This window comes from Pseudaquabacterium rugosum (genome assembly GCF_038066575.1).
Taxonomy (GTDB): domain Bacteria; phylum Pseudomonadota; class Gammaproteobacteria; order Burkholderiales; family Burkholderiaceae_C; genus Pseudaquabacterium; species Pseudaquabacterium rugosum.
Genome location: NZ_JBBUTF010000008.1, coordinates 258877 through 282823, shown reverse-complemented (window position 1 = coordinate 282823; position 23947 = coordinate 258877). Strand labels below are relative to the sequence as shown.

Genomic DNA, 23947 nt, shown 5'->3' with positions numbered 1-23947 from the left:
CTGCGCAGCAGGCTGATCTGCGTGCGCTCCTCGATGCTCAGGCTTGAATATGCTTGGCCCATCGCCTCAGGTCTTTGATTCAGTTCGGGTGTTGCGCTTCAGTTTAGAGTGCGCCCCTCAACTTCCTTGTCGCGCCTATCGAGATCCGCATCTCGATTTCTCTTTTCAGCGTGTTTTTCAATATTTATCGAAATTGATTCAGCTGATTTCTGGAAAGCAACAAGGCACGCCGCCGCAGAAACAGCAAAGCTCACGCCAGCGATCACGGCCAAGACTTTTATCAGCCACAACTTTTCCGCGAATTCTTCTGACGCCGCAAAGGTGGCGATCAACCCGAGCCCCGCCGAACTGAGAGAGAAAATGGACTTCGTCCATTCCGTCTTCTGTTCGATCCACGCCTCAATCAATACTTCTTGGCTGATCTTGCTCGGCGACGCACGGGACTTAGCGAAAAACTTCGCGGCAGGCGCCCGCGCCGGTCGAAATCGATTACCAGCAGGGCGGACACCTTTATCCATGCTGAACGTACCGATTCACCCGCACTGCCCCACGTACCCGCACGAGGTGCAGAACTCGCAGCCGTCCTTGTGGATCAGCGTGTGGTTGCCGCACTCGACGCAGGCCTTGCCGGCCATCGGGGCCGGGGCGCCGACGCCGCCGGCCGGCGACGCGCCCTCGGCCACCGCGGCGGCCGCGGCCAGCGCCGCCGGCTGAGGGGCGGCGGCCAGGATGCCCATGGCCTGCACCGGCTGGCCCTGCACGTCCAGCAGGCCCAGCATCGCGTAGCGGTGGATCACCAGGCGGGCGATGTAGGCGACGGTGCTCGGCCAGATCTGCTGGCGGCGCTCGCCGGGCACCGGGGCCATGAAGTGGCCCAGCGGCTCGCCGACGGTCAGCAGCTTGCGCAGCTTCATGCCGATCCAGGCGGGGTCGATGACCCGCATGTCCAGCGACAGCAGGCGGGCCAGGCCGTCGAGCGCGCGCGGGTAGTTGCCGGAGAAGCCGATCGCGCACGGGCGGTTGATCAGCCGGCCGTCCGGCGTGGCCAGCGCCACTTCCTTGAGCGTGACGGTGAAGGACTCGCCGGTGCCCGGGTTGTCGACGTCGACGCTCCAGGCCATGGTGCCGTCACAGCCGGTGCGCGGCTCCTCGACGCTGAACATCGCGTCGAGCACCGGCGTCGGGCCGCCGTCGGCGACCTCGCCGATGGCGCCCAGCTGCTCGCAGCGCCAGCGGATGACGGCCGCGGTGGCGGCCACCACGCCCGGGAACAGGCGGCGCTCGCCGGCCGGCGGGAAGGGCATCTCGAAGGCGCGCTCCTCGGCCACGGTGGCCAGCGCGTCGAGCTTCAGGCGCAGCCAGGCGGCGTCGTTGGCACGCATGTCGGTCGACAGCGTCTTGGCCAGTGCGCCGAGGCCGCGCGGCTGCTCGGCGCCGTTGACCCACACCTCGAACGGCAGGTTGCGGCCGAACAGGCCGCCGTCGGGGCCGCCGGCCTCGGCCGGCATCTCGCCGACGAACAGCGAGAAGTCGCCGTGCGGATGCTGGATCAGGTAGCTCCAGGCCGGGTTGCCGCCGGGCAGCTCGGGGCGGCCCGGCCAGCGCAGGCTGGCCAGCACGGCGTTGGGCAGGCGTTCCAGGCGCAGGCGCGGGTTGGCGGCGGCGTCGACCTCCAGCACGGTGGCAGCGGCCGGCGCGGCGACGGTCGATGCCGGCGCGACAGGCGCGGCCGCCGGGGCGGGAGCGGGCGCCGGCGTCGTGCTCAGCACCGAGCCCAGCACGCTGTTGGGCCGGTAGGTGGCCAGGCCCTTGAGGCCCTGCTGCCAGGCCTGCAGGTACAGGTTCTGGAAGTCCTCGTAGGGGTAGTCCTCGGGGACGTTGACGGTCTTGCTGATCGAGGTGTCGATGCACGGCGCCACCGCCGCCACCATCGAGGCATGGGCCGAGGCGCTCATCTCGAGCGCGGTGACGAAGGCCGGCGTCAGCGGCGCGTCCTCGCCCTTGAGGTGGCGGTACAGGCGCCAGGCGTGGTCCTCGACCGCATAGGTCTTGAAGCTGTTGTCGGCCTGGCGCTTGCGGCGCTGGTAGCTCCAGCTGAACGGCGGCTCGATGCCGTTGCTGGCGTTGTCGGCGAAGGCCAGGCTGATGGTGCCGGTCGGCGCGATCGACAGCAGGTGCGAGTTGCGCAGGCCCTGGGCGCGGATCTTGTCCTTGATCGGCTGCGGCAGGCGCGAGGCGAAGCTGCCGGTGGCGCGGGCGTCGGCATCACCCGCCGCGGCGGCGCCCTTGGCGGTCTTGCCGCCCTTGCGCTTGGCCTGGGCCGGATCGCCGTGGCCGGCCAGGTAGAGGTCGGCGTTGAACAGCGGGAAGGCGCCGCGCTCGACCGCCAGATCGGCGCTGGCCGCGTAGGCGGCGTCGCGCATCACGGCCGAGATGTGGGCGGCCATCGCCCGCGCCTGCTCGGTGTCGTAGCGCAGGCCGAGCATGATCAGCGCATCGCCCAGCCCGGTGAAGCCGAGGCCGACCCGGCGCTTGTTGGCCGCTTCCTGACGCTGCTGGGGCAGCGGCCAGACGGTGACGTCGAGCACGTTGTCCAGCATGCGGGTGGCCACCGCACAGACCTCGGCGAAGCCGGCCTCGTCGAAGGCCGCATCGGCCTCGAACGGGCGCTGCACGAAGTGCGTCAGGTCCACGCTGCCCAGGCAGCAGCAGCCGTAGCTGGGCAGCGGCTGCTCGGCGCAGTTGTGGACATACAGACCGTTGGCGTCGAAGGCGTGGATCTCGGCCACGTTGACGTCGTAGACGTCCTCTTCGCCGTCAGGCTGCAGCGCATCGACCGTCGCGGTGAAACGCTCACGGTTGAGCTGGCGGCGGTAGCCGCCCAACAGGGTCTCCAGCCGCTCGGACTTGGCCTCGTCCTCGAAGCCGACGCGGTCGGCGAAGACGGCCAGGTTGTCGCCGCTGATGACCAGCTCGTGCACGGCCTGCTGCGGGTACTCGCGCCGTCCGCCGCGGCCATCGGGCAACCAGGCCAGGCCGGCCGGCCGGCGGTCACGGTAGATGACGGCGGCGATGCCCAGGCGCAGCAGCATGCGCTGCGCGGCCTGCAGCAGCGGCAGGTCCGCCTGCGTCAGGCGCACGCTGACGCCCTTGTCATGATCGCCTTGCACCGAGCCGTCCGCATCGAACAGCCCCCGCAGCACGCCACGGCCGAAGTCGGAAGAAGCCGACTCGATGGCCGGCGTGATCGTCTTGTGGCCGGGCGCCATGCCCAGCGTGCCCGCGAGGCGGCGCAGGGCACCGCTGGCCATGCGGAACTCGCCGCGACCGTCCACCGCCCGCTGCCAGCCGCGGAAGTCGGCGCGGTGCGACAGCGTGTCGGCCGCGGCCTGCGCGGCCCGCATCAGGCCGGTGGCACTGTGGCTGACGGCGAACGGCGCGCCACCGACGGCCCGCAGCTCGGGCGCCCAGGCGGACAGCACGGCCTTGTCCTCCTTCAGGCAGCCGTCACCGATCAGCAGGCCGATCAGGTAGCCCTCGGCCTCGGTGTGCGCGCCCTCCCAGCCGTGCACGGCACGATGGTCATGCAGCACCAGCTCGTCACCGGGCTGCAGATCGCCGGCATGCACCCAGGCGCTGTCGACGAGGTAGCGGGTCTTGCGGGTGACGCGGCGCACCGGGTGGTCGGCCGTCAGCCGCAGCTCGTGGCCTTCGACGGTGCGCAGCTTCAGCACCGGCTTGTGGCCGGTGTGGAAGAAGCCTTCGGGGCCCGACGGGTAGGGCTTGCCGTCGACCAGGGCCGTGAAGGGCTGGCCGATCAGGTCGGCCACCTGGCGCGGACCGGCGGACGTGGCCACCCAGGTCTGCGCCGTGACACAGGGATTGGTCGCCGCGATGGTCTCGCAGTACGCGAGGTTGTTGTCGGTGTTGATGCGGTCGAGGAAGAGCACGCCCGGCTCGGCATGGTCGTAGGTGCTGCGCATGATCTGGTCCCACAGCACGCGGGCGGCCAGGCGGCGGTAGACCCACTGGCCGTCGGCGCGCTGGTAGGGCGCGGCGCGGCCTTGCTCTGCGGCGCGGGCGATGTAGGCCGGGCCGGGCGCGGCCTTGTGGGCCAGCTCGATCTCGCCGTCGGCGATCACCGCCTGCATGAAGGCATCGGTGACGCCGACCGAGATGTTGAAGTTGCGCAGGTCGCCGGAATCCTTGGCGTGGATGAAGGCCTCGACGTCCGGATGGTCGCAGCGCAGCACGCCCATCTGGGCGCCGCGGCGGCTGCCGGCGGATTCGACCGTCTCGCAGCTGCGGTCGAACACGCGCATGTAGCTGACCGGGCCGGAGGCGCTGCTGCGCGTGGGCGCGACCCAGGCACCCGAGGGCCGGATGCGCGAGAAGTCGTAGCCGACGCCGCCGCCGCGGCGCATGGTCTCGGCGGCCTCGGTCAGCGCGGTGTAGATGCCGGCGAAGCCTTCCTCGGGCTGCGCGATCGAGTCGCCGACCGGCTGCACGAAGCAGTTGATCAGCGTGGCCGACAGGTCGGTGCCGGCGGCCGAGTTGATGCGGCCGGCCGGCACGAAGCCGCGGCGCTGGGCGTCGAGGAAGCGCTGGGTCCAGGCCTCGCGGGCCTCCGGTGCCTCGACGGCGGCCAGCGCGCGGGCCACCCGCTGGCGCACCTCGTCGAGCGTGGTCTCGTCGCCCTTGGCGTACTTCTCGATCAGCACCTCGGTGCTGATCTCCTGCGCGGGCAGGGTGGCGCGGCTGCGGGCGGCCGGCGCCGCGGCCTGGCCTGCGGGCGTGGGCGTGGGCGTGGGCACGGCGGACCGGACGCCCGGCGCGACGGCCGTCGCCGCCGCCGCCGTCGCAGTCGCAGTCGTCACGGCCCCGGCCGGCGTGGCCCCCGGTCCGTCCGCCGCGCCGCCGAGCAGGTCCATCTGCGACGGGTCGACCTCGGGGCGCGAGGCATCGGCGGCGGGACGGGGGGCGATCACGGAGGCAGGGGCGGTGGAAGTCGTCATGACGGGGATTGTCGCGGGACGCGGGCAACGCTCACGCGCACGGACCGCCAAGGGCGGCCCGCCGCAGGGGTGTCGGGATGGGGACGGCAGGGCGGGCATCGTGCACCCGCGGACGGCCTCGCGTCCGGATCCAGCTCAAGCCGGAACGAGGCCGGGACCGGGCATCGATGGACCGCCCGGTTCTAGGGATTTATACAACCTGCCGGCCAGCCCCCGGCGGAGGCCCGCCGTCACGCACGGACTTGCTTGACACGTCCTGTCACGACCGACCACCCCGGAGGACGGGGGGTCCGTGAGGCCCGGCGGCGGACGAGCGCCGGGACGTCCGCCGTCGGATCAGAACTTGCGGACCTCGATGTGGTGCTTCTGCAACGCGTAGCCGAGCTGGCGCGGCGTGATCTTGAGCAGGCGGGCGGCCTTGGCCTGCACCCAGCCGCACTGCTCCATCGCCCAGATCAGGCGGTCGCGCTCGCTGTCGGGCGGACGTGCGGCGCTGAACTGGCGCGGCACCGGCGGCAGGCGCTCGGTCGGGCCGATGCGGGTCACGCCATCCGCGTCCGGACCGTCGTCGTCATCGCCGATCGACAGGTCGTCATCGGCGTCGCTGGCGGCCCCGCCCGGCCAGGAGGCACCGCCGTGGGCGGGCGCGCCGGTCCAGCCGCTGCGGGCGGCACCGCCCAGGTCGTCGGCGCCGCGGCCGGACGCCGTGTCACCGACAGCGGCCGGCGGGCGCTGCGGCGCACGCGGCATCGGCAGGCCGGCCGGCTCGGGCGCGGGCATCACCGCGGCCACCGCATCGGCCTTGTCGAGGAAGTGCAGCGTCTGCGTCAGGCAGCGGTTGTGCTTGCAGGGGAAGCTCAGGTCGCGGATGTGCTCGCCCTGCACCATGGTGGCGGTGCGCTCGATGCAGTTCTCCAGCTCGCGCACATTGCCCGGCCAGTAGCAGCGGGTCAGCACCTTCATCGCCTCGGGCGTGACCTTGAGCGCGCGCCGGTTCTCCTTGTTGAAGCGGTCGATGAAATGGCCGACCAGGGCCGGGATGTCGGCCCGGCGCTCGCGCAGCGGTGGCAGGAAGATGCTGACGACGTTGATGCGGTAGTAGAGGTCGGCGCGGTACTCGCCGCGCTGCACCATCTTCTCCAGATCGCGGTTGGTGGCGCAGATCAGGCGCACGTCGACCTTGACCGGCCGGCTGCCGCCCACGCGCTCGAACTCGCGCTCCTGCAGCACGCGCAGCAGCTTGGCCTGGAAGCCGGGCGAGACATCGCCGATCTCGTCGAGGAACAGCGTGCCGCCGTGGGCCAGCTCGAAGCGGCCCTTGCGCTCGCCGACCGCGCCGGTGAAGGCACCCTTCTCGTGGCCGAACAGCTCGCTCTCCAGCAGGCTCTCGGTCAGCGCCGCGCAGTTGACCTTGATGAAGGGGCCGTCCTTGCGCGGGCTCAGGAAGTGGATGGCCCGCGCGATCGCCTCCTTGCCGGTGCCCGATTCGCCGCGCAGCAGCACGGTGGCGCGGCTGGGCGCGGCCTGGTGCACCTCCTCGAAGACCTGCTGCATCGGGCGCGAGACGCCGATCACGTTGTCCAGGCTGTAGCGCCCGCGCGGCGGCTCGTGGCGCAGCGCCTTCCGCAGCCGGGTGGTCTCCTGCTGCAGGCGCTGGTGCTCGTCGCGCACGGCGTCGTGCAGCGTGGCGGCCTGGGCCATCAGCGTGGCGGCCATCGTCAGCAGGCGCTGGTCATCGGCCAGGCGCGCGGCGCCCTGCACCAGGCGCTGGGCGGCCAGCACGCCGACCACGCCCTGCTCGGTCTTCATCGGCACGACGACGAAGGCGCGCATCACGCCGTCATCGGGCTCGTCGCCCTGGCCGCCGGGGCCGAAGGCGCCGGTGCGGTCGATGAACTCGGGCGCCTGGCCGACATCGGGCACCACCACCGGCATCGCCGAATGGAAGACGTGGCCGATCACGCCCTCGCCTGCGTGCCAGACGCCGCGCGCCTCCTGTTCGCGGCTCAGCCCGGTGCTGGCCTGCACGCGCAGCAGGCCGTCCTCGGCATCGGCCTGCACGATCATGATGCGCGGCAGGTCGATGTGGGTGCTCAGCACGTTGAGCGCCGCGCGGAAGGTGCGCCCGATGTCGAGTGAGCCGCCGAGGATGCGGCACAGCTCGTAGATGGTGATCAGCTCCAGGTGCGAGCGTTCATTCATCGGCGATCGGTCGAGCATGGTGCACCTCCTTGAGGCAGCCCGGAACCGGCGACACCCCGCGGGCGCCGCCTCCTGCACCATGCCGCACGGCCGCGGTGCGACGAGGGGACGGACGACGGACCTTTCCGGGCCTCGTTCACGGCGGAGGCAAAAAGCAGGCCGGCGAACGTGAGCCCCCGGGCGCGGGGACGCCTGACGCACATCCTGCGCGGCACTCCCCGGCCGGCGCTCGACCGGTGCGCCATGCCACAAGCCGCCTTCAACCGAACTTGAACAGGATGCCGTGGCCGCCGCGCGGGTATTCCCAGGCGACGTTGGCATGCTCGGTGCAGATCACGCGGCAGCTGCCGCATTCCAGGCAGCCGTCGGTGATCAGCGTCACCGTGCGGTTGCCCTCGGCCTTGTAGCAGCTGGCCGGGCAGACGAAGGTGCAGGACTGGCCCTGGCAGTCGTTGGCGCAGACGGCGGCGTCCTTGATCTTGATGTGGGGACGGCCGTGATCGACCTTGTAGCGGTTCTGGAACAGCTTTTCCTCGACGTTGACGGCGAGCGCGGCAGCGGTCATGGAAACACCTCAGGTATCGGGTTGGGAGGATGTCCGACGGGGTCAGCGGAAGGCCCGCAGCAGCTTGAACGCGTCACCGACCAGACCGCCCCAGCGGCGGGCGGCCTTGAAGCTGCCGAAGATCTCCCGCTCCTTGGTCTTCTTGTCGATGCCATCGACGGTGAACATCGTCTTGGCGGCCCGGTTCAGCAGCGCCGGGTACTGGGTGAAGAACTGCCGGCTCGAATGCAGCACCTCGGGCATGTCGCGGTACTTCTTCAGGTCCTTCATCACGAAGGAGTCGTCGAGTGCGGCCTTGTAGGCGGCCAGCGTCTTCGCGTCCATCGCCTTGCCAGCGGCCTTGGCGGCGATCACCGTCTCGGCGGCCAGGCGGCCGGTGGTCATCGCCAGGTTCGAGCCCTCGCGGTGGGCCGCGTTGACGAAGCCGCCGGAGTCACCGACGATCATCCAGCCGTCGCCGTAGACCTGGGGCACGGCATGGAAGCCGCCTTCCGGAATCAGGTGCGCGCAGTACTCCTTCATCTCGCCACCGGCGATCAGCGGCGCGATGCTCGGGTGCCGCTTGAGCTTCTCCAGCAGCGTGTAGGGGCTGGTGCGGTTCGGGTTGGCCTTGAAGTCGCTGAGCATGCAGCCCACGCCGATCGTCAGCGACTCCTTGTTGGTGTAGAGGAAGCCGGTGCCGACCATGCCCTCGGTGACCGAGCCCATCATCTCGATGACCACGCCGGACTCCTCGCCGACGTTGAAGCGGGCCTGGATCGTCTCCTCGGGCATGAAGAGGATCTCCTTGACCGCCAGCGCGACGTTCTTCGCCTGGATCTCGCCATGGAAGCCGGCCTTGCGCGCCAGCGTCGAGTTGACGCCGTCGGCCAGGATCACCACGTCGGCGTAGACCTCGCCGCCCATGCGGTCGCAGCGCACGCCGATGCAGCGCGTGCCGTCCATCAGCAGCGCTTCCACCGTGGTCTCGCAGATCAGCAGCGCACCGGCCTCACGCACCTTGGCGCTGAACCACCGGTCGAACTGGGCGCGGATGATGGTGTAGCGGTTGTACGGCGGCTTGTCGTCGTCGTCGCTGCGGTAGTGGGTGCCGATGAAGCTGTGGTCGTCGAGCACCCACATGCGCTGCTCGATGATGTGCCGCTCCAGCGGTGCGTCATCGCGGAAGTCGGGAATGATCTTCTCGAGCGCGTCGGCGTACAGGATCGCGCCCTGCACGTTCTTGCTGCCCGGATACTCGCCGCGCTCGATCTGCAGCACCTTCAGCCCGGCCTTGGCCAGCGTGTAGGCGGCCGAGTTGCCCGAGGGGCCGGCACCGACGACGATGGCGTCGAATTTTTCCTTGCTCATGTCTGGCTCCTGATCGGGGACGGGTCAAGCCACTTTCCGGATGCGCTTGTCGAGGTGGCTGCGGAAGGCCGCGGTGAGTGCCGGCAGCACCTGCAGCGCGTTGCCGACGATGCCGTGGTGGGCGAAGTCGAAGATCGGCGCCGATGCGTCGGTGTTGATGGCCACGATGATGTCGCTGCCCTCCATGCCGACACGGTGCTGGATCGCGCCCGAGACACCGGCGGCGATGTAGAGCTTGGGCCGCACCGTCTTGCCGGTCTGGCCGACCTGGCGCTCGGCGTCCAGCCAGCCGGCCTGGGTGACGGCGCGGGTGGCGCCGACCTCGGCGCCCAGCACGCGGGCCAGGTCCCACACCAGCTTCATGTTGTCGGCGTTCTTCAGGCCCTTGCCGGCGGTCACCACGATGTCGGCATAGGCCAGGTTGACCGTGTTGCGCGTGGCGTCGGGCAGGAAGCCCAGCAGCTTGGTGACGATGTCGGCCTCGACCATGCCCAGCGCCATCGGGATGATGTCGCCGCTGCGGGTCTCGTCGCGCCGCGGCATCGGCGCGGTGCGCGGGCGCATGGTCGCCATCTGCGGCCGGTAGGCCAGCGTCATGATCGTGCACAGCAGCGAGCCACCGAAGGTCGGGCGGGTGGCGGCCAGCGCGCGGCCGTCGATGTTGAGCTCGGTGCAGTCGGCCGTCAGGCCGGTGCCCAGCGTGGTGGCCACCGAGCCGGCGAGATCGCGGCCCATCGGGGTCGCGCCCAGCAGCAGGATCTCGGGCTGGTGGGTGTTGACCAGATCGGTCAGCCCCTTGGTGAAGGGCTCGTTGCGGTAGCCCTGCAGCACCGCGTCGCGCATGATGTAGCAGTGGTCGGCGCCATAGGTGCAGGCCTCCTTGGCGTAGGCCTCCATGTCGTCGGCCGGGCCGCCCATCAGCACACCGCTGACGTCGACGCCGAGCTTGTCGGCCAGGATGCGGGCCTGGCCCATCAGCTCCCAGCTGACGCTGTGGACCTGGCCGCGGTCATGCTCGATGAACACCCAGACGCCCTTGTAGGCCTTCAGGTGCTCGGGCAGTTCGGTGCTGCGGCCGGAGCGGCCGGCGGTCCTGGCGGCGCCAGCGGCGGCCGCGGCGGACATCGAGGGCTTGTCGGGTTCAGCCATGTTCTCTTGCTCCAGAAAGTGGTGCACTGACCCAGCGGCCGCCGCGGAACCGGCTTTGCCGGGCCGCTGGCGGCGCCCCCTGGGGGGAGGCGCCGCAGGCGCTTCGGGGGGTACTCAGGACAGACGGTCGACCGTCTCCTGCTCCAGCGTGGGGTGGGTGGTGAAGATCTTCTGCAGCAGGTTCAGGCAGACGTCGTTCAGGCTGGCGCCGTCGCCGACCGCCTGCAGGTCCGCCCGCTCCTTTCGCGGCTTGGGTGCGAACACCTTGCTGACGATGGTCGGACTGCCCTTGAGGCCGATCCTGCTGACGTCCTCGATGCCGGCGTCATCCTTGTTCCACCGGCGCACCGGCACGCGCGCGGCGCGCAGCATGTCCTCCAGGGTGGCGAAGCGCATCTCGTTGCTGCCCTCCAGCATCGTGATCAGGCTGGGCAGCCGGGTCTGCAGACGCTGCACGCCACCCTCGGCCCGGCGCTCGACGGTGATGCGGCCGCCGTCCAGATCGACCTCGTCGATCTTGCTGACGTAGGTCAGCAGGTTCAGGCCCAGGCGCTTGGCGATGCCGGGGCCGACCTGGGCCGTGTCACCGTCGATCGTCTGTTTGCCGGTGAACACCAGATCCACCTTCTGCTCCTCGCCGATCTTGCGGATGGCCGCAGCCAGCGCGTAGCTGGTGGCCAGCGTGTCGGCACCGGCGAAGGAGCGGTCGGTGACCAGGATGGCGTCGGTGGCGCCGAAGCTGATGCACTTGCGCAGCGCGTCCTCGGCCTGCGGCGGGCCCATGCACAGCATCGTGACGCGGCCACCGAAGCGGTCCTTCAAGCGCAGCGCCTCCTCCAGCGCGAACAGGTCGTAGGGGTTCACGATGGCCGGCACACCCTGGCGCATGATGGTGTTGGTCACCGGGTGGACGCGGATCTGCGCCGAATCCGGCACCTGCTTGATGCAGACGACGATGTGCATGGTGGCTCTCTCTGTTGTGGTGCTCAGCGGGGACGGGAAGCGGTGCGGCAGTCTCAGCCGGCCTGGGGCGGCCGCGGCGCCTGGGCGACCATCTGCGGGGCATCGCCACCGCGCTGCTGGCGGCGCTCGGCCAGGCTGTCGCGCAGCGAGGTCAGCGACACGCTCTGCGTGCCCTCGGCGTCCTGGAAGACCTTGAACACCTTCTCCTGCGCCGGCGTGCTGCGCACGAAGTCGCTGTGGGCCTGGATCAGCAGCTCGCGGTAGCGGCGGAACAGCTCGACGTCGTCCAGCCCGGCCAGGCCCTCGGTCTTGTGCAGGTACTGGTAGAAGCGCTTGAGGATGTGCAGCCGGTTGACGTGCACGGTCTTCTCGTCGAAGGGCACGCCGAAGAAGACCAGGAAGTCTTCGGCGCTCGACAGGCGCCTCAGGCGCTGGGTCAGGCTCTCATCCATGGCGGGTCTCGCTGGGGTCGGTCCGGGCGGACGGTGGCGGGGTGGGTGGCGCAGGCTCAGGCACGGGCCAGGGTGGCCCCGTGCGTGCAGGTGTCGAGATGGAAGCGCATCAGGTCCTCGGCCGTCGGCTCGCACTTGGTGTGCATCACGTGGCCGCGGATGCGCTCCAGCAGGGCCGGCACCTGCTGCGGCGCGATGTGCAGGCCGAGCCGGGCATAACGGTCGATCACCGCTGCCGAGCCGGAGTGCTTGCCCAGCACCAGGCGGTGCTCGCGGCCGAGCTCCTCGGGGGCGAAGTTCTCGTAGTTGCGGCGGTCCTTGAGCAGGCCGTCGACGTGGATGCCGCTCTCGTGGCTGAACACCGCTTCGCCGACGATGGCCTTGCCTGCGGCCAGCGGCCGGCCCGAGGCCCCGGCCACCAGCGCGCTGATGGCCGGCAACGCCGTGGTGTCGATGCCGCATTCGAGGCCGTGGAGGTGGCGCAGCGCCATCACCACCTCCTCCATCGCGGCGTTGCCGGCGCGTTCGCCCAGGCCGTTGACGGTGGTGCTGGCATGGGTGGCGCCGGCCACCACCGCGGCCAGGGTGTTGGCGGTGGCCAGGCCGAGATCGTTGTGGGCATGGATCTCGATGCCCAGATCGACCTCGCGCCGCAGCGCGGCGATGCGCTGGTGGGTCTGGAAGGGATCGAGCAGGCCGAGGGTGTCGGCATAGCGCACGCGGATGGCGCCGCAGTCCTGGGCCCGTTGCGCGGCCTGGGCGAGGAAGCCGGCATCGGCGCGCGAGGCGTCCTCGAAGCCGACGCTGACCACGCGGCCGTGGTCGGCCACCTCGTTGACGCAGCGGCGGAGGGTCTGCAGCACCCAGTCGCGGTCCTTGCCGAGCTTGCGCGTGATCTGCACGTCGGACACCGGCACCGAGACGTGGACGATGTCGGCCTGGCAGCGCAGCGCCTGGCGGATGTCGAGCCCGGCCATGCGGGCCCAGACCATGGTGCGCGCGCGCTGCACGCTGCCGGTGATGGACTGGATCAGCTCGACCTCGTGCTCGCCCATCGCCGGAATGCCGATCTCCATCTCCGGCACGCCGGCGGCGTCCAGCGCCCGGGCGATGGCGCGCTTCTCGTCATCGGTGAAGGCCACGCCGGCGGTCTGCTCGCCATCGCGCAGCGTGGTGTCGTTGATCGTGAGGCGGGGCTGGAGAGGGCTGGACACGGGTGACTCCCGAGGACGTTCGAGGCCTCTGACGCAAGCGATGTGCCACCGCCGGACAAGAGAAAAAGTCTTTCAACGACAGCCACTTGCGATCCAGCACACCACCCTCCCGCCGGCTGTGGACTTTGTTGGTTTGCCGACAGCCGGACGCCGGCGCGGCCGACGGCTGCCGCACAATCGACGCGACCGACCCTGCGGTCCGGGCCCCGGGGCCGAGCACCCGACCCGATCGCCGGACCGCCCGCCGCACACCGCCCTGCCCCTGACGCCGACCGTGCCCACCGACTCGCCGCTCCATCGCCTGCTGCAGCGCCGCCGCGCGGCCCGCACGGCGCCGGCGACCGACGCCGCCGGGCCCGCGGCGGATACCGTCGGGGCCGCCGCCGTGCCGGCGCCGCGGCGCCCGCTGGACCGGCCGGGCGGGCTGCCGCCGGGCGCGCTGTACTGGCGCCGCGGCGAGACGCTGGGCCCGGTCGACGGCACGCCGGCCCAGTGCCTGACGCTGGCCGTGCTGCTGCACCTGCTGGCCGTGGCCTGGCTGGGCACCGCCCCGGGCGGCGTCGCGCAGCCGGGCCAGGGCAGCGCCGGGCGGCTGAGCGTGCGGCTGCAAGGCCTGCCCTTCGACCGCGGCGCCGACGCGACGATCGACGCCCCCGAGCACCGCGACGCCCGGCCCGACCAGACCCCGATCGCGCGCTGGGCCGGCCCGCCCGCCCAGCGCGGCCTGCCGCTGCCGCAGTCCGGCGGGGCGGTGCAAGGGCCGACCTCGTCGGCGATCCGGCCGCTGCGCGAGACCGCGCCAAGCGCGCAGCCGGCCCCGCCCCGGCCGGTGGAGGCGACCCCGCCGACGCCCTCGGCACCAGCGGTCTCGGCCACCGTGGCGATGGCTGCGCCCGCGCAGGCCACGCCACGGGAGGCGACGGCACCGGCACCTGTTCCGGCACCAGCACCGGCTCCGGCCAACCCGGCGCCAGCGGCGATCGCGCAGGTGCCCGCCCGGCCGCCTGCGCCACCAGCCGTGCCCCCCCCTGCTCCGGCTCCGGCACCGGCGCCATCGCCAGCACCAGCGCCCACGCCCGCACCTGTTGCCGCCGCCGCCCCCGCGCCGGTCCCGGCAGCGCTGCCGGCCCGAGGACCGGAAGCCGCTCCGGCGCCCCAACCGACGCCCGCGCCCAAGCCGGAGCCCGCGCCCGCCGCGGCGACAACGCCGGCCCCGACGCCCGCGGTGACACGGGAAACGGCCCCCGCACCCGCGACGGTCCCGGCTCCCGCCCCCACACCCGCCCCTACGCCCGTCCCGTCGCCCGCCCCGGCCATCGCCGCCACCCCACCGCCCGCCCCGGCCAGCGCTGCACGGACCAGCGCCCCCAGCATGGCGCCGCCGGTACGGGCCACGACCGCGGCCGCACCGGCTGCGGCAGCCGTGCCCCCCCCGGCCACCCCACCGGCCGCAGCCCTCGCCGCGCCCGCCGGCCCTCCGGCGGCCGCCCCGGCGTCACCCGCCGCGGCCCTGACGGCCGCCGACGCCGCGCCACGCGCCGGCCATGCGGTGGCGGGCGCGCCGGCGCTGCCGGCCAGCGCGGCACGGCTGGATCTGGAGCTCAAGCGGGGCTGGGGTGGCGAGCTCTCGCGCAAGCCATCCAGCGGCGGCGCGCTGGCCGTGCTGCCGCGACCGCCGGAGCTCACCAAGCTCGCCCGCGAGCTGGAGATGAACCGGCGCGCCGACTGCCGCAAGGCCTATGCCGAGGGCGGCCTGGCCGCGGCCGCGCCGCTGGCCGCCGACGCGCTGCGCGGCGACGGCTGCAAGTGGTGAGCGTGCGGCCGGGCCGCCCGATGCCCCGGGTCAGGCGCGGTGCCGCTCAGTGCTCGCGCGCGTGGTTCTTCGTGTAGCGCGGCAGCGCCACGGTCAGGGCCGGGCCTTTCAGGCGCACGCAGCACGACAGGCGCGAGTTCGCCTGCAGGCCCCAGGCCTTGTCGAGCTGGTCCTCCTCCTCGTCGTCGGCCGGCTTGACGGCCTGGGCACCGTCGACGAGGTAGACATGGCAGGTCGCGCAGGCACAGACCTTCTCGCAGGCATGTTCGAGCGCGATGCCGTGGTCGAGCAGCGCGTCGATCAGCTTGCGGCCCGAGGGCGCGTCGAAGGACGCGCCGTCCGGACACAGATCGGGATGCGGCTGCACGGTGACATGCGTCAGCGCCACGGGCTTGGCGGCGGCCGGGGACTGCGGTTCGGCGAGCTTGTCGGTCATGGCGAGGGGCGTGGGCGTGGGACGGCGGGACGCGGACCGGGGGTGGCCGGCCCGTGATGGCGGGCGGGTGGCGGCCGGCCGATGAGGGCCGGCGCAGACCGCCGAGTTGGACGGTCAGGCCGCCATCTGGGTGACGTTGCGGCCCGACAGCGCCTGCCGCACGCGGACGTCCATGCGCCGGCCGGCGAAGGGCGTGGTGATGCGGTTGAGCTCGTCGGTGACGCGGCGCAGCTCCTCACGCAGCGCCTTGCAGCCGGCCAGGTCGCCGCCCTCGCCACTCTCGGCGCACTGCTCCAGCGCGTCGGCCACGTCCTGCATGCCGCGCAGGATCTGGAACTGCTCGGGCGAGGACAGCAGCGCGTCGCCATCTTCCTGCAGCGCGGCCTGGGTGGCATCGAACAGGCGCCGGGCATCGATCTCGGCCTCGCGCAGCAGGCGCGCGACGGCATCGGACTCGGCGCTGCCGATGGCCGACTTCAGCATGCCGGCGACCTCGTCGGTGGCCAGACCGTAGCTGGGCTTGACCTCGATGTGGGCGCGCACGCCGGTGGTCTGCTCCACCGCGCTGACCGCCAGCAGGCCGTCGGCATCGATCTGGAAGGTGACGCGGATGCGCGCCGCGCCGGCCACCATGCCCGGGATGCCGCGCAGCGTGAAGCGCGCCAGGCTGCGGCACTCGCTGACCAGCTCGCGCTCGCCCTGCACCACGTGCAGCATCATCGCCGTCTGGCCGTCCTTGAAGGTGGTGAAGTCCTGGGCGCGGGCGGTGGGCACCGTGCTGTTGCGCGGGATGATCTTCTCGACCAGGCCGCCCATGGTCTCCAGGCCGAGCGACAGCGGGTTGACGTCGAGCAGCAGCAGGCCCTGTCCGTCGCCCACGCCACGGTTGCCGGCCAGCTGGTCGGCCTGGATCGCCGCGCCGAGCGCCACCGCCTCGTCCGGGTCGATGCCGGTGCAGGGCTCGCGGCCGAACAGCGTGGCCACCGCCTGCCGCACGCAGGGCATGCGCGTCGAGCCACCGACCAGCACCACGCCGTCGACCTCGTCGGCCTTGAGCCGGGCGTCGCGCAGCGCACGCCGGACCGGGCCCAGCGTGCGCTCCAGCAACGGGCGGGTCAGCGCGTCGAACTGCGCACGGCTCAGGCGCAGCGCGACGCGTTCGCCGCCGGCCCGGGTGCAGGCCATGTCGACCGTCTCGGCCTCGGTCAGCGCCTCCTTGGCGCTGCGGGCGGCGGCCTGCAGCGCGCCCATCTCGGCGCGGCTCCAGCCGCCGGTGGCCTGGCTGAACCCGTCGGCCAGCGCCTGGTCGAAGTCGTCGCCGCCGAGCATCGCGTCACCGGCGGTGGCGATCACCTCGAAGACGCCGCGGGTCAGGCGCAGGATGCTGACGTCGAAGGTGCCGCCGCCCAGGTCGTAGACGACGTAGACGCCCTGGCTGCCGCTGTCCAGGCCGTAGGCCACGGCCGCCGCGGTGGGCTCGGGCAGCAGGCGCAGCACGTTCAGGCCGGCGCGGGTGGCCGCGTCCTTGGTGGCCTGGCGCTGCGCGTCGTCGAAGTAGGCGGGCACGGTGATCACCGCGCCGACCAGATCGCCGCCCAGCGTGGCCTCGCCGCGCTCGCGCAGCACGCGCAGCACCTCGGCCCCGATGTCGACCGGGCTCTTCAGGCCGGCGCGGGTGCGCACGCCCACCGCCGCCTCGCCCATGGCCTCCAGCGCGTAGGGCACGGTGCCCGGACGGATGTCGGTCATCGCGCGGCCGATCAGGCGCTTGGCCGAGGCGACGGTGTTGGCCGGATCGGCCAGCGCGTGGGCGCGGGCCTCGTGGCCGACCGTCATCACCCCATCCTCGCCGTAATGCACGACCGACGGCAGCAGCCGCCGGTCCTGCGCATCGGGCAGCACGGTGGGGATGCCACTGCGCACGCTGGCCACCAGCGAGTTCGTCGTGCCCAGGTCGATGCCCACCGCCAGGCGGTGCTGATGGGGAGCGGCCGCGCGGCCGGGTTCGGCGATCTGCAGCAAAGCCATGTCGGCTACCTCACAAGTGACTCAGACGGACCACGGCCCCGCAAACCGCATGCCGACAGCCAACGACTGCCAGAGCCGAAACCCAGCAGCCGCCGCGGAACCGGCTCCGCCGGGCCGCCAGCGGCGCCCCCCTGGGGGGGAGCGGGCTTGCCCGCTTCGGGGGGGGGGAGATTCAGACCGCGAAGGACTCACCACAGCCACAGTTGGCCGTCGCGTTCGGGTTGTTGAACTTGAAGCCCTCGTTCAGGCCCTCGCGCACCCAGTCGAGCTGGGTGCCGTCGATGATCGGCAGGCTGGTCGGGTCGACCAGCACCGTGACGCCCTCGCTGGCGAAGCACAGATCGGCCTCGCTGGCCTCGTCGGCGAACTCCAGCGCATAGGCATAGCCCGAGCAGCCGCTGGTCTTGACGGCAACGCGCAGGCCGATCCCGCCGCCGCGCTTCTCCAGCGCCTTGCGGATCTGCACGGCGGCCTTCGGGGTGACGCTGATGGTCATGTGGAACGCTCCCTGATGTGGACGGTGGGGAACCGAAGGGCGAAGCCGCTTCAGACCGAGAACGAGCTACCGCAGCCGCAGGTGCTGCTGGCGTTCGGATTGCGGATCACGAAGCGCGCGCCTTCGAGCTTGTCCTCGTAGTCGATCTCGGCGCCCATCAGGTACTGCAGGCTCATCGCGTCGACGACGACGGTGACCGGGCCCTTCTGCACGCGCACGTCGTCCTCCTTCTTCTCGTCGTCGAAGGCGAAGCCGTACTGGAAGCCCGAGCAGCCACCACCGGTGACGAAGATGCGCAGCTGCAGGTTGGGGTCGTTCTCCTCGGCCAGCATCTCGCCGACCTTGGCGATCACCGCCTCGGAGACGACGAGGGGGTCGGTGCCCTCGGGCAGCACCGACAGAACCGGCGACACCGGCATCAGCGGCGGTGCCAGGGTGGCGCTGGACGAGCAGGACGAGCCACTGGCGGCATGGGATTGGCAGGCGGACATGGGAGAGTCTCCGGTGAACGGACGTCAGGTGGATGCGGGCCGACGGTGCCCGCGGTCGCGCAGTCGCGCAGGTGGTCGTCGGCCGTCGGCCGTCGACGGTCAGGCCGCGTGGCTGTGGGCGTCGGCCGGCGCGCAAGCGGCCTTCTCCAGCGTGCCGCTGCCGCCCAGATGCCGCGTTCGGTAGTCGCTGACCGCGGCCTTGATCGCGTCCTCGGCCAGGATCGAGCAGTGGATCTTGACCGGCGGCAGCGCCAGTTCCTCGGCGATGGCCGTGTTCTTGATCTCGAGCGCCTGGTCCAGCGTCTTGCCCTTGACCCACTCGGTGACCAGCGAGCTCGACGCGATGGCCGAGCCGCATCCGTAGGTCTTGAAGCGGGCGTCCTCGATGACGCCGGTCGCGGGGTTGACCTTGATCTGCAGCTTCATCACGTCGCCGCAGGCCGGCGCACCGACCATGCCGGTGCCGACCTCGTCGTCGGTGGCCTCGAAGCCGCCGACGTTGCGCGGGTTCTCGTAGTGGTCGATGACCTGTTCGCTGTATGCCATGACGGACTCCTGAGAAAAAGGGTTGGGCCGCTCAGTGTTCGGCCCACTGGACACGGTTCAGGTCGATGCCGGCCACGTGCATGTCCCACAGCGGGCTCAAGGACCGCAGGCGTTCGACCGTGGCCCGGGTGTGCGCGATGGCCGCGTCGATGTCGGCCGGCGTGGTGAAGCGGCCGATCGAGAAGCGGATCGAGCTGTGCGCGACCTCGTCGCTCAGGCCGAGCGCGCGCAGCACATAGCTGGGCTCCAGGCTGGCCGAGGTGCAGGCCGAGCCACTGGACACCGCGATCGCCTTCATGCCCATCAGCAGCGATTCGCCCTCGACGAACTGGAAGCTGATGTTCAGGTTCTGCGCGACGCGCCGCGCCAGATGGCCGTTGACGCGCACCTCGGGGATGTCCTGCAGGCCGGACAGCAGGCGGTCGCGCAGGCTGCGGATGCGCGCGTTCTCGGTCGCCATGTGCTCCTTGGCCAGGCGATAGGCCTCACCCATGCCGGCGATCTGGTGCGTGGCCAGCGTGCCCGAGCGCAGGCCGCGCTCGTGGCCGCCGCCGTGCATCTGCGCCTCGATGCGCACGCGCGGCTTGCGCCGCACGTAGAGGGCGCCGATGCCCTTGGGGCCGTAGGTCTTGTGCGCCGACAGGCTCATCAGGTCGACCGGCAGGCTGGACAGATCGATGGCGACCTTGCCGGTGGCCTGGGCCGCGTCGACGTGCAGCAGGACGCCCTGGGCGCGGCACAGCGCGCCGATGGCCGGGATGTCCTGGATCACGCCGATCTCGTTGTTCACGTACATCACCGAGACCAGGAGGGTGTCGGGTCGGATCGCGGCCTTGAGCGCCGCCAGATCGAGCAGACCATCGCCTTGGACGTCGAGGTAGGTGACCTCGAAGCCGGTGCGCTCCAGCTCGCGCATCGTGTCCAGCACCGCCTTGTGCTCGGTCTTCACCGTGATCAGGTGCCGGCCCTTGGCGCGGTGGAACTGGGCCGCGCCCTTGATCGCCAGGTTGTCGGACTCGGTGGCGCCCGAGGTCCAGACGATCTCGCGCGGGTCGGCGCCGATCAGCGCGGCCACGTGTTCACGGGCGATCTCGACCGCTTCCTCGGCGGCCCAGCCCCAGGCGTGGCTGCGCGAGGCGGGGTTGCCGAAGTTCTCGTACAGATAGGGCACCATCACCTGCACCACCCGCGGGTCGCAGGGCGTGGTGGCCGCGTAGTCGAGGTAGATCGGCTTGCTCGGGACGCTGGTGTTCATGGTGGGGGCTCCTGGCTGGCTCGCAGCCCTCATCGCAGGGACCATGCCAAGCCCGGCGGGGCCGCTGATCCAGCGCAAAACCCTCGCGGATTCAGTCACTTGCCTGCGGAATGCGGTGGCAGATCGAGGCCGCCGCGGGCCGGCCGACGGCTGTCGGATTTGTCGGCATTGCGACGCCGGCGCGGAGCGTCCCGTGATCGACCAGCGGCGGGCACGGCCGGCGGTCCGGCGCGCCGATGCGGGGGTCGGCACCGGGAACACGGCCGCGCGCCGCAGGCGGGAACGCGCCGGGCGGGGGCCTGAAGGCCGTCTCACCTGTCCCACCGGGCATCCGGCCCTCGGGATCAACCCGCGGGACCGGGGCCGGCAGGCGACCGGGCGCAGCGCCCCGGGCCGGATCTGAGCGCATCGGATCGGGTCAACACGCGCCCTGCCGGCGGCCACGCCCCAAGCCGGCACAGGGTCGCCCCGGGGACAGCGCCCCGGCCCGGCACGCGGGCGGCCCGAACGGCCGGCGCAGCGTTTTCCCGCAGCCTGCGCCGGGCTCGCACAGGCCACGGCCGCGCGGTCACGCCGTGGCGCGTCGCGCTGCGCCAGAACGACCCGGACGGGACGCCAGCGATCCAGCGCGCCACGCTCCAACGGCCCGGAACGTCACCGGCGGACACAGTCCGTGAAGGACCGGGAACACGGCCCGGCCGGCCGCCGCGGACCCGGCCGGGCCTGGCCGGGCCTGGCACAGGCGTTGCGCTGGCTGGCCCCGGTCGCGGCGGAACCCACGCCGCGCCGGTCGCCCGCACGGCGACCTTCCCATGACGACTGGCGCCGCGAGCGCCGCCCCCGAGGAGACTCCAGATGACCCGCACTTCGATCCGTACCCTGCGCCCGGCCGCCCTTGCCGCCGCCCTGCTCGCGCTGGCCCCGGCCAGCCAGGCCGCCGGCTTCAAGGCCGGGGACTGGGACCTGACGCTGGGCGGCTTCGTCAACGCCTACTACACCAGCGCCTCGTGCAGCGGCGCGGTCGACATCGGCCTGGCCGGCAAGACCCTGGGCTGCGGCGGCAAGAGCGGCCACACCACGATCGGCAACGGCCTGCTGCCCAACGCGCTGGTGGCCACCGGCAAGACCACGCAGGACGGCGTGGACATCGGCGTGACGCTGATGATCGGCTCGGCCGTCTCGACCGACAGCGCCATCGGCGCCAACAGCGGCGTCGACGTGCGCCAGGGCTTCATGACGCTGGGCAACGCCGGCATGGGCACCTTCAAGCTGGGCCGTGACTACGGCCTGTTCGGCTCGACCGCCATCCTGTCGGACATGACGCTGCTGGGCGTCGGCGCGCCGACCCGCGCCACCCAGCAGGGCCGCGTCTCGCTGGGCCACATCGGCGCCGGCTACAGCTATCTGGGCCACTACGGCCAGTTCACCTGGTCGGCCCCGGCCATGGGCCCGGTGGCGCTGTCGGTGGGCGTGATGAGCCCGGTCGACGGCAGCGCTGACGCCGGCCGCAGCCCGCAGCTGCAGGCCCTGGCCACGGTCGACGTGGGCGGCGGCGCCAAGGCCTGGGTCGGCGCCAAGACGCAGAAGTTCGAGGGCGCGACCGCGGCCGACGACTTCACGATGAACGGCGTCGAGGTCGGTGCCAAGGCCACGCTGGGCGGCGTCGAGCTGCTGGGCAATCTGCAGACCGGCAAGGGCCTGGGCATGCTGGCCGACGGCGACAGCGGTGACGCCAAGCAGACCAACTGGCTGCTGCAGGGCAAGGTCGCCGTGGCGCCCAAGCTCAAGCTCGGCCTGTCGCTGGGCGAGACGACGATGAAGGACGCCGCCGCGGCCGCCTTCAAGTCCAACGCCAACACCACGGTGGGCGCGTACTACAACCTGACCACCTCGGTGACCCTGGTCGGCGAACTGAGCCGCACCGAGTCCAAGAACGGCGCCGGCGCCAAGGCACGCCAGAACGGCATCGCCCTCGGCGGCATCGTGTTCTTCTGAGCCCCTGAGCCCCTGAGCCGCGGCGGCCGGTCGCCGGCCGCCCGTCAGCGCATCAGGCTCAGCCCCAGGCCGCGTCGAAGGCCTGCACGCGGCCGCTGTGCGCGGCCGCGTAGCCCGGCAGCGCGTCGACGCTGGCGGCATAGGCCGCGCTGCCCAGCACCGCCAGCACGCGCTGCAGGGCCGGGCGGCCCAGTGCGGCCTCGCTGCAGACCAGGAAGTAGCGCTCGCGCGCCAGCGGCACGAAGTCCAGGCCGAACTGGCGCGCCGGCGTCTCCAGGCCGAAACCGACGTCGGCCATGCCGCTGGCGACGAAGGCGGCCACCGCCGCATGGGTGTACTCGGCCTGCTCGAAGTGGGCGATGTGGGTCGGCTCCAGCCCGGCCTCGCGCAGCAGCCCTTCGAGCAGGAAGCGCGTGCCCGAGCCCGGCTGGCGGTTGATGAAGCGCAGGCCCGGGCGCAGCAGATCGGCCAGCTCGTAGACCTTGCGCGGATTGCCCGGCGCCACGATCAGGCCCTGGCGCCGCGTGGCCACGTCGATCAGGCGCAGGCCGTCGACCGGGGCCAGCCAGCGCCGGTAGTGCTGCAGCGCCGGGGCCTGCAGCGGCCCGAGCGGGATGTGCAGGCCGGCCACGTCGCACACGCCGTCGCGCAGCGCGGCCACGGCGGCGGTGCTGCTGTCGTAGCGGCGCTCGATGGCCAGGCCCTCGCGCGTCAGCGCCTCGACCAGGCGCTCGATGGCGAAGCCGTGGCTGGCCTGGATGCGCAGCGCCGGCGGCGGATCGGCCGCCACCCGCGCCAGCTCGGCCCCCAGCTCGGAGGCCAGCGTCTCCAGCACCGGGCTGAGCCGCGCCTGGATGCGGCGGTCGGCCCACACCAGCTTCTCGCCGAGGGCCGACAGCGTCGAGCCCTTGCCGCGCTCCATGTGCAGCAGCGTGGCGCCCAGCACCGCCTCGCCCTGGCGCACCAGGTCCCAGCCATGGCGGTAGGACAGGCCCAGCGCCTGGCAGGCCGACAGCAGGCTGCCCAGCCCGTGCACCTGCACCAGCAGCTCGATCAGGCGCGCCGGCAGGGCCGCGCCGTCGGCGCCCTGGACGTTCCAGCGCGGGCTGATCGAGATCGTCGGCGCGGCCGGACGCGGGGCGGCCGGCGGCCCGTCGGACGCCTCACCGGGCCGCGGGTCCGGCAGGTCATCGGGCAGGTCGGCAGGGTCCGGCAGATGGCCGTCGGCAGCGCTCATCGGAAGGCGGTTCGGCAGGGGGCGGCGCGGCGTGCCGTGCCCCCAGGGTTGTTGCTTAGGCGGCGCGCCGCATATGGCAGGGGCACACCGGCTCATATTGCAGCACGGCCGCGGCCGCGCGAGGATGCCGATCCCTGCCGCAGCCGCCGCCCGGCCTGCGCGCGCCCTCCAGCCCTCCGCCCGACGTCGCCGCGATGACCGCCCTTGCCCTCCCGCAGCTGCAGGCCCGACTGCAACCGCTGATCGACGCGCACAAGGACCGCCCCGGTGCGCTGCTGCCACTGCTGCACGCGGTGCAGGACGCCCTCGGCCACGTGCCCGACGAGGTGGTCCCGCTGATCGCCCCGGCGCTGAACCTGTCGCGCGCCGAGGTGCACGGCGTGATCAGCTACTACCACCACTTCCGCCGCACGCCGCCGGGCCGCCACGTGCTGCAGATCTGCCGCGCCGAGGCCTGCCGCGCCTGCGGCAGCGAGGCGCTGGCCGAAGCCGCGCAGCGCATCCTGGGCTGCGACGACCACGCCACGCGCGCCGACGGCGCCGTCACCGTCGAGCCGGTCTACTGCCTGGGCCTGTGCGCGCAGAGCCCGGCCGCCACCTTCGACGGCCAGCCGATCGCGCGCTGCACGCCGCAGCGGCTGCAGGCGCTGGCCGATGCGCACGGGCTGAACCCGGCCGACGGCGCACCGGCGGCCACCGCGCTGTCGGCCCGCGCCTGAGCCCGCGCAGGCCCGACCGCC

19 protein-coding genes are annotated in these 23947 nt (G+C 72.2%); 3 read left to right on the top strand and 16 right to left on the bottom strand.

Annotation, left to right across the window (positions count from 1 at the left end; all coding sequences use genetic code 11):
- Positions 1-98 precede the first annotated feature (98 nt).
- The 9 genes from AACH11_RS11305 to nifV all read right to left on the bottom strand — a co-directional run bounded on the left by AACH11_RS11305 (position 99) and on the right by nifV (position 12910).
- Positions 99-518, bottom strand: coding sequence for a hypothetical protein (locus AACH11_RS11305; RefSeq protein ID WP_341374328.1), 420 nt, complete (start codon positions 516-518; stop codon positions 99-101).
- Positions 519-533: 15 nt separating this feature from the next.
- Positions 534-5015 (bottom strand): LAGLIDADG family homing endonuclease, encoded by a 4482-nt coding sequence (locus AACH11_RS11300; protein WP_341374327.1) that lies wholly within the window; start codon positions 5013-5015, stop codon positions 534-536.
- Positions 5016-5351: 336 nt separating this feature from the next.
- Positions 5352-7235, bottom strand: a complete 1884-nt coding sequence (gene nifA, locus AACH11_RS11295; RefSeq protein WP_341374326.1) for a nif-specific transcriptional activator NifA — start codon at positions 7233-7235, stop codon at positions 5352-5354.
- A 241-nt stretch (positions 7236-7476) separates the two neighbouring features.
- On the bottom strand, positions 7477-7782 hold the full coding sequence (locus AACH11_RS11290; RefSeq protein ID WP_341374325.1) for a ferredoxin family protein: 306 nt from the start codon (positions 7780-7782) through the stop codon (positions 7477-7479).
- A gap of 42 nt (positions 7783-7824) precedes the next feature.
- Entirely contained in the window at positions 7825-9132 is a 1308-nt protein-coding gene (locus tag AACH11_RS11285; protein WP_341374324.1) for an FAD-dependent monooxygenase, read from the bottom strand.
- A gap of 24 nt (positions 9133-9156) precedes the next feature.
- A complete protein-coding gene (locus AACH11_RS11280; protein WP_423228732.1) occupies positions 9157-10257 on the bottom strand; it encodes an electron transfer flavoprotein subunit alpha/FixB family protein in 1101 nt (366 codons plus the stop codon).
- A gap of 138 nt (positions 10258-10395) precedes the next feature.
- Entirely contained in the window at positions 10396-11244 is an 849-nt protein-coding gene (locus AACH11_RS11275) for an electron transfer flavoprotein subunit beta/FixA family protein (RefSeq protein WP_341374322.1), read from the bottom strand.
- Positions 11245-11297: 53 nt separating this feature from the next.
- Positions 11298-11696 (bottom strand): nitrogenase-stabilizing/protective protein NifW, encoded by a 399-nt coding sequence (gene nifW, locus AACH11_RS11270; RefSeq protein ID WP_341374321.1) that lies wholly within the window; start codon positions 11694-11696, stop codon positions 11298-11300.
- Between the two features lie 56 nt (positions 11697-11752).
- Entirely contained in the window at positions 11753-12910 is a 1158-nt protein-coding gene (nifV, locus tag AACH11_RS11265; RefSeq protein WP_341374320.1) for a homocitrate synthase, read from the bottom strand.
- Between the two features lie 274 nt (positions 12911-13184).
- On the opposite strand from nifV, the gene AACH11_RS11260 reads away from it, so the two are divergent.
- Positions 13185-14723 carry a hypothetical protein gene (locus AACH11_RS11260; protein WP_341374319.1) on the top strand — a complete coding sequence of 513 codons (1539 nt, stop codon included), beginning with the start codon at positions 13185-13187 and terminating at the stop codon, positions 14721-14723.
- 46 nt (positions 14724-14769) lie between these two features.
- Here AACH11_RS11260 and AACH11_RS11255 read toward each other — a convergent pair whose 3' ends face one another.
- From AACH11_RS11255 to AACH11_RS11230, 6 genes are all read right to left on the bottom strand, one after another.
- Positions 14770-15159 (bottom strand): 2Fe-2S iron-sulfur cluster-binding protein, encoded by a 390-nt coding sequence (locus AACH11_RS11255; RefSeq protein ID WP_423228729.1) that lies wholly within the window; start codon positions 15157-15159, stop codon positions 14770-14772.
- Positions 15160-15273: 114 nt separating this feature from the next.
- Complete coding sequence (gene hscA / locus AACH11_RS11250; RefSeq protein WP_341374318.1) at positions 15274-17187, bottom strand: Fe-S protein assembly chaperone HscA; 1914 nt, start codon at positions 17185-17187, stop codon at positions 15274-15276.
- Positions 17188-17359: 172 nt separating this feature from the next.
- A complete protein-coding gene (locus AACH11_RS11245) occupies positions 17360-17683 on the bottom strand; it encodes a HesB/IscA family protein (RefSeq protein WP_341374317.1) in 324 nt (107 codons plus the stop codon).
- A 50-nt stretch (positions 17684-17733) separates the two neighbouring features.
- A complete protein-coding gene (gene erpA / locus AACH11_RS11240) occupies positions 17734-18174 on the bottom strand; it encodes an iron-sulfur cluster insertion protein ErpA (RefSeq protein ID WP_423228728.1) in 441 nt (146 codons plus the stop codon).
- Positions 18175-18273: 99 nt separating this feature from the next.
- Positions 18274-18720, bottom strand: coding sequence for a Fe-S cluster assembly scaffold IscU (gene iscU, locus AACH11_RS11235; RefSeq protein WP_341374316.1), 447 nt, complete (start codon positions 18718-18720; stop codon positions 18274-18276).
- Positions 18721-18751: 31 nt separating this feature from the next.
- On the bottom strand, positions 18752-19975 hold the full coding sequence (locus tag AACH11_RS11230; RefSeq protein ID WP_341374315.1) for an IscS subfamily cysteine desulfurase: 1224 nt from the start codon (positions 19973-19975) through the stop codon (positions 18752-18754).
- An 855-nt stretch (positions 19976-20830) separates the two neighbouring features.
- On the opposite strand from AACH11_RS11230, the gene AACH11_RS11225 reads away from it, so the two are divergent.
- Entirely contained in the window at positions 20831-21970 is a 1140-nt protein-coding gene (locus tag AACH11_RS11225; RefSeq protein ID WP_341374314.1) for a porin, read from the top strand.
- 58 nt (positions 21971-22028) lie between these two features.
- Here AACH11_RS11225 and AACH11_RS11220 read toward each other — a convergent pair whose 3' ends face one another.
- Positions 22029-23207, bottom strand: a complete 1179-nt coding sequence (locus AACH11_RS11220) for a substrate-binding domain-containing protein (protein WP_341374313.1) — start codon at positions 23205-23207, stop codon at positions 22029-22031.
- Positions 23208-23401: 194 nt separating this feature from the next.
- Here AACH11_RS11220 and AACH11_RS11215 point away from each other — a divergent pair, with 194 nt between their 5' ends.
- Positions 23402-23926 carry a formate dehydrogenase subunit gamma gene (locus AACH11_RS11215; RefSeq protein ID WP_341374312.1) on the top strand — a complete coding sequence of 175 codons (525 nt, stop codon included), beginning with the start codon at positions 23402-23404 and terminating at the stop codon, positions 23924-23926.
- The last annotated feature ends 21 nt before the right edge of the window (positions 23927-23947 follow it).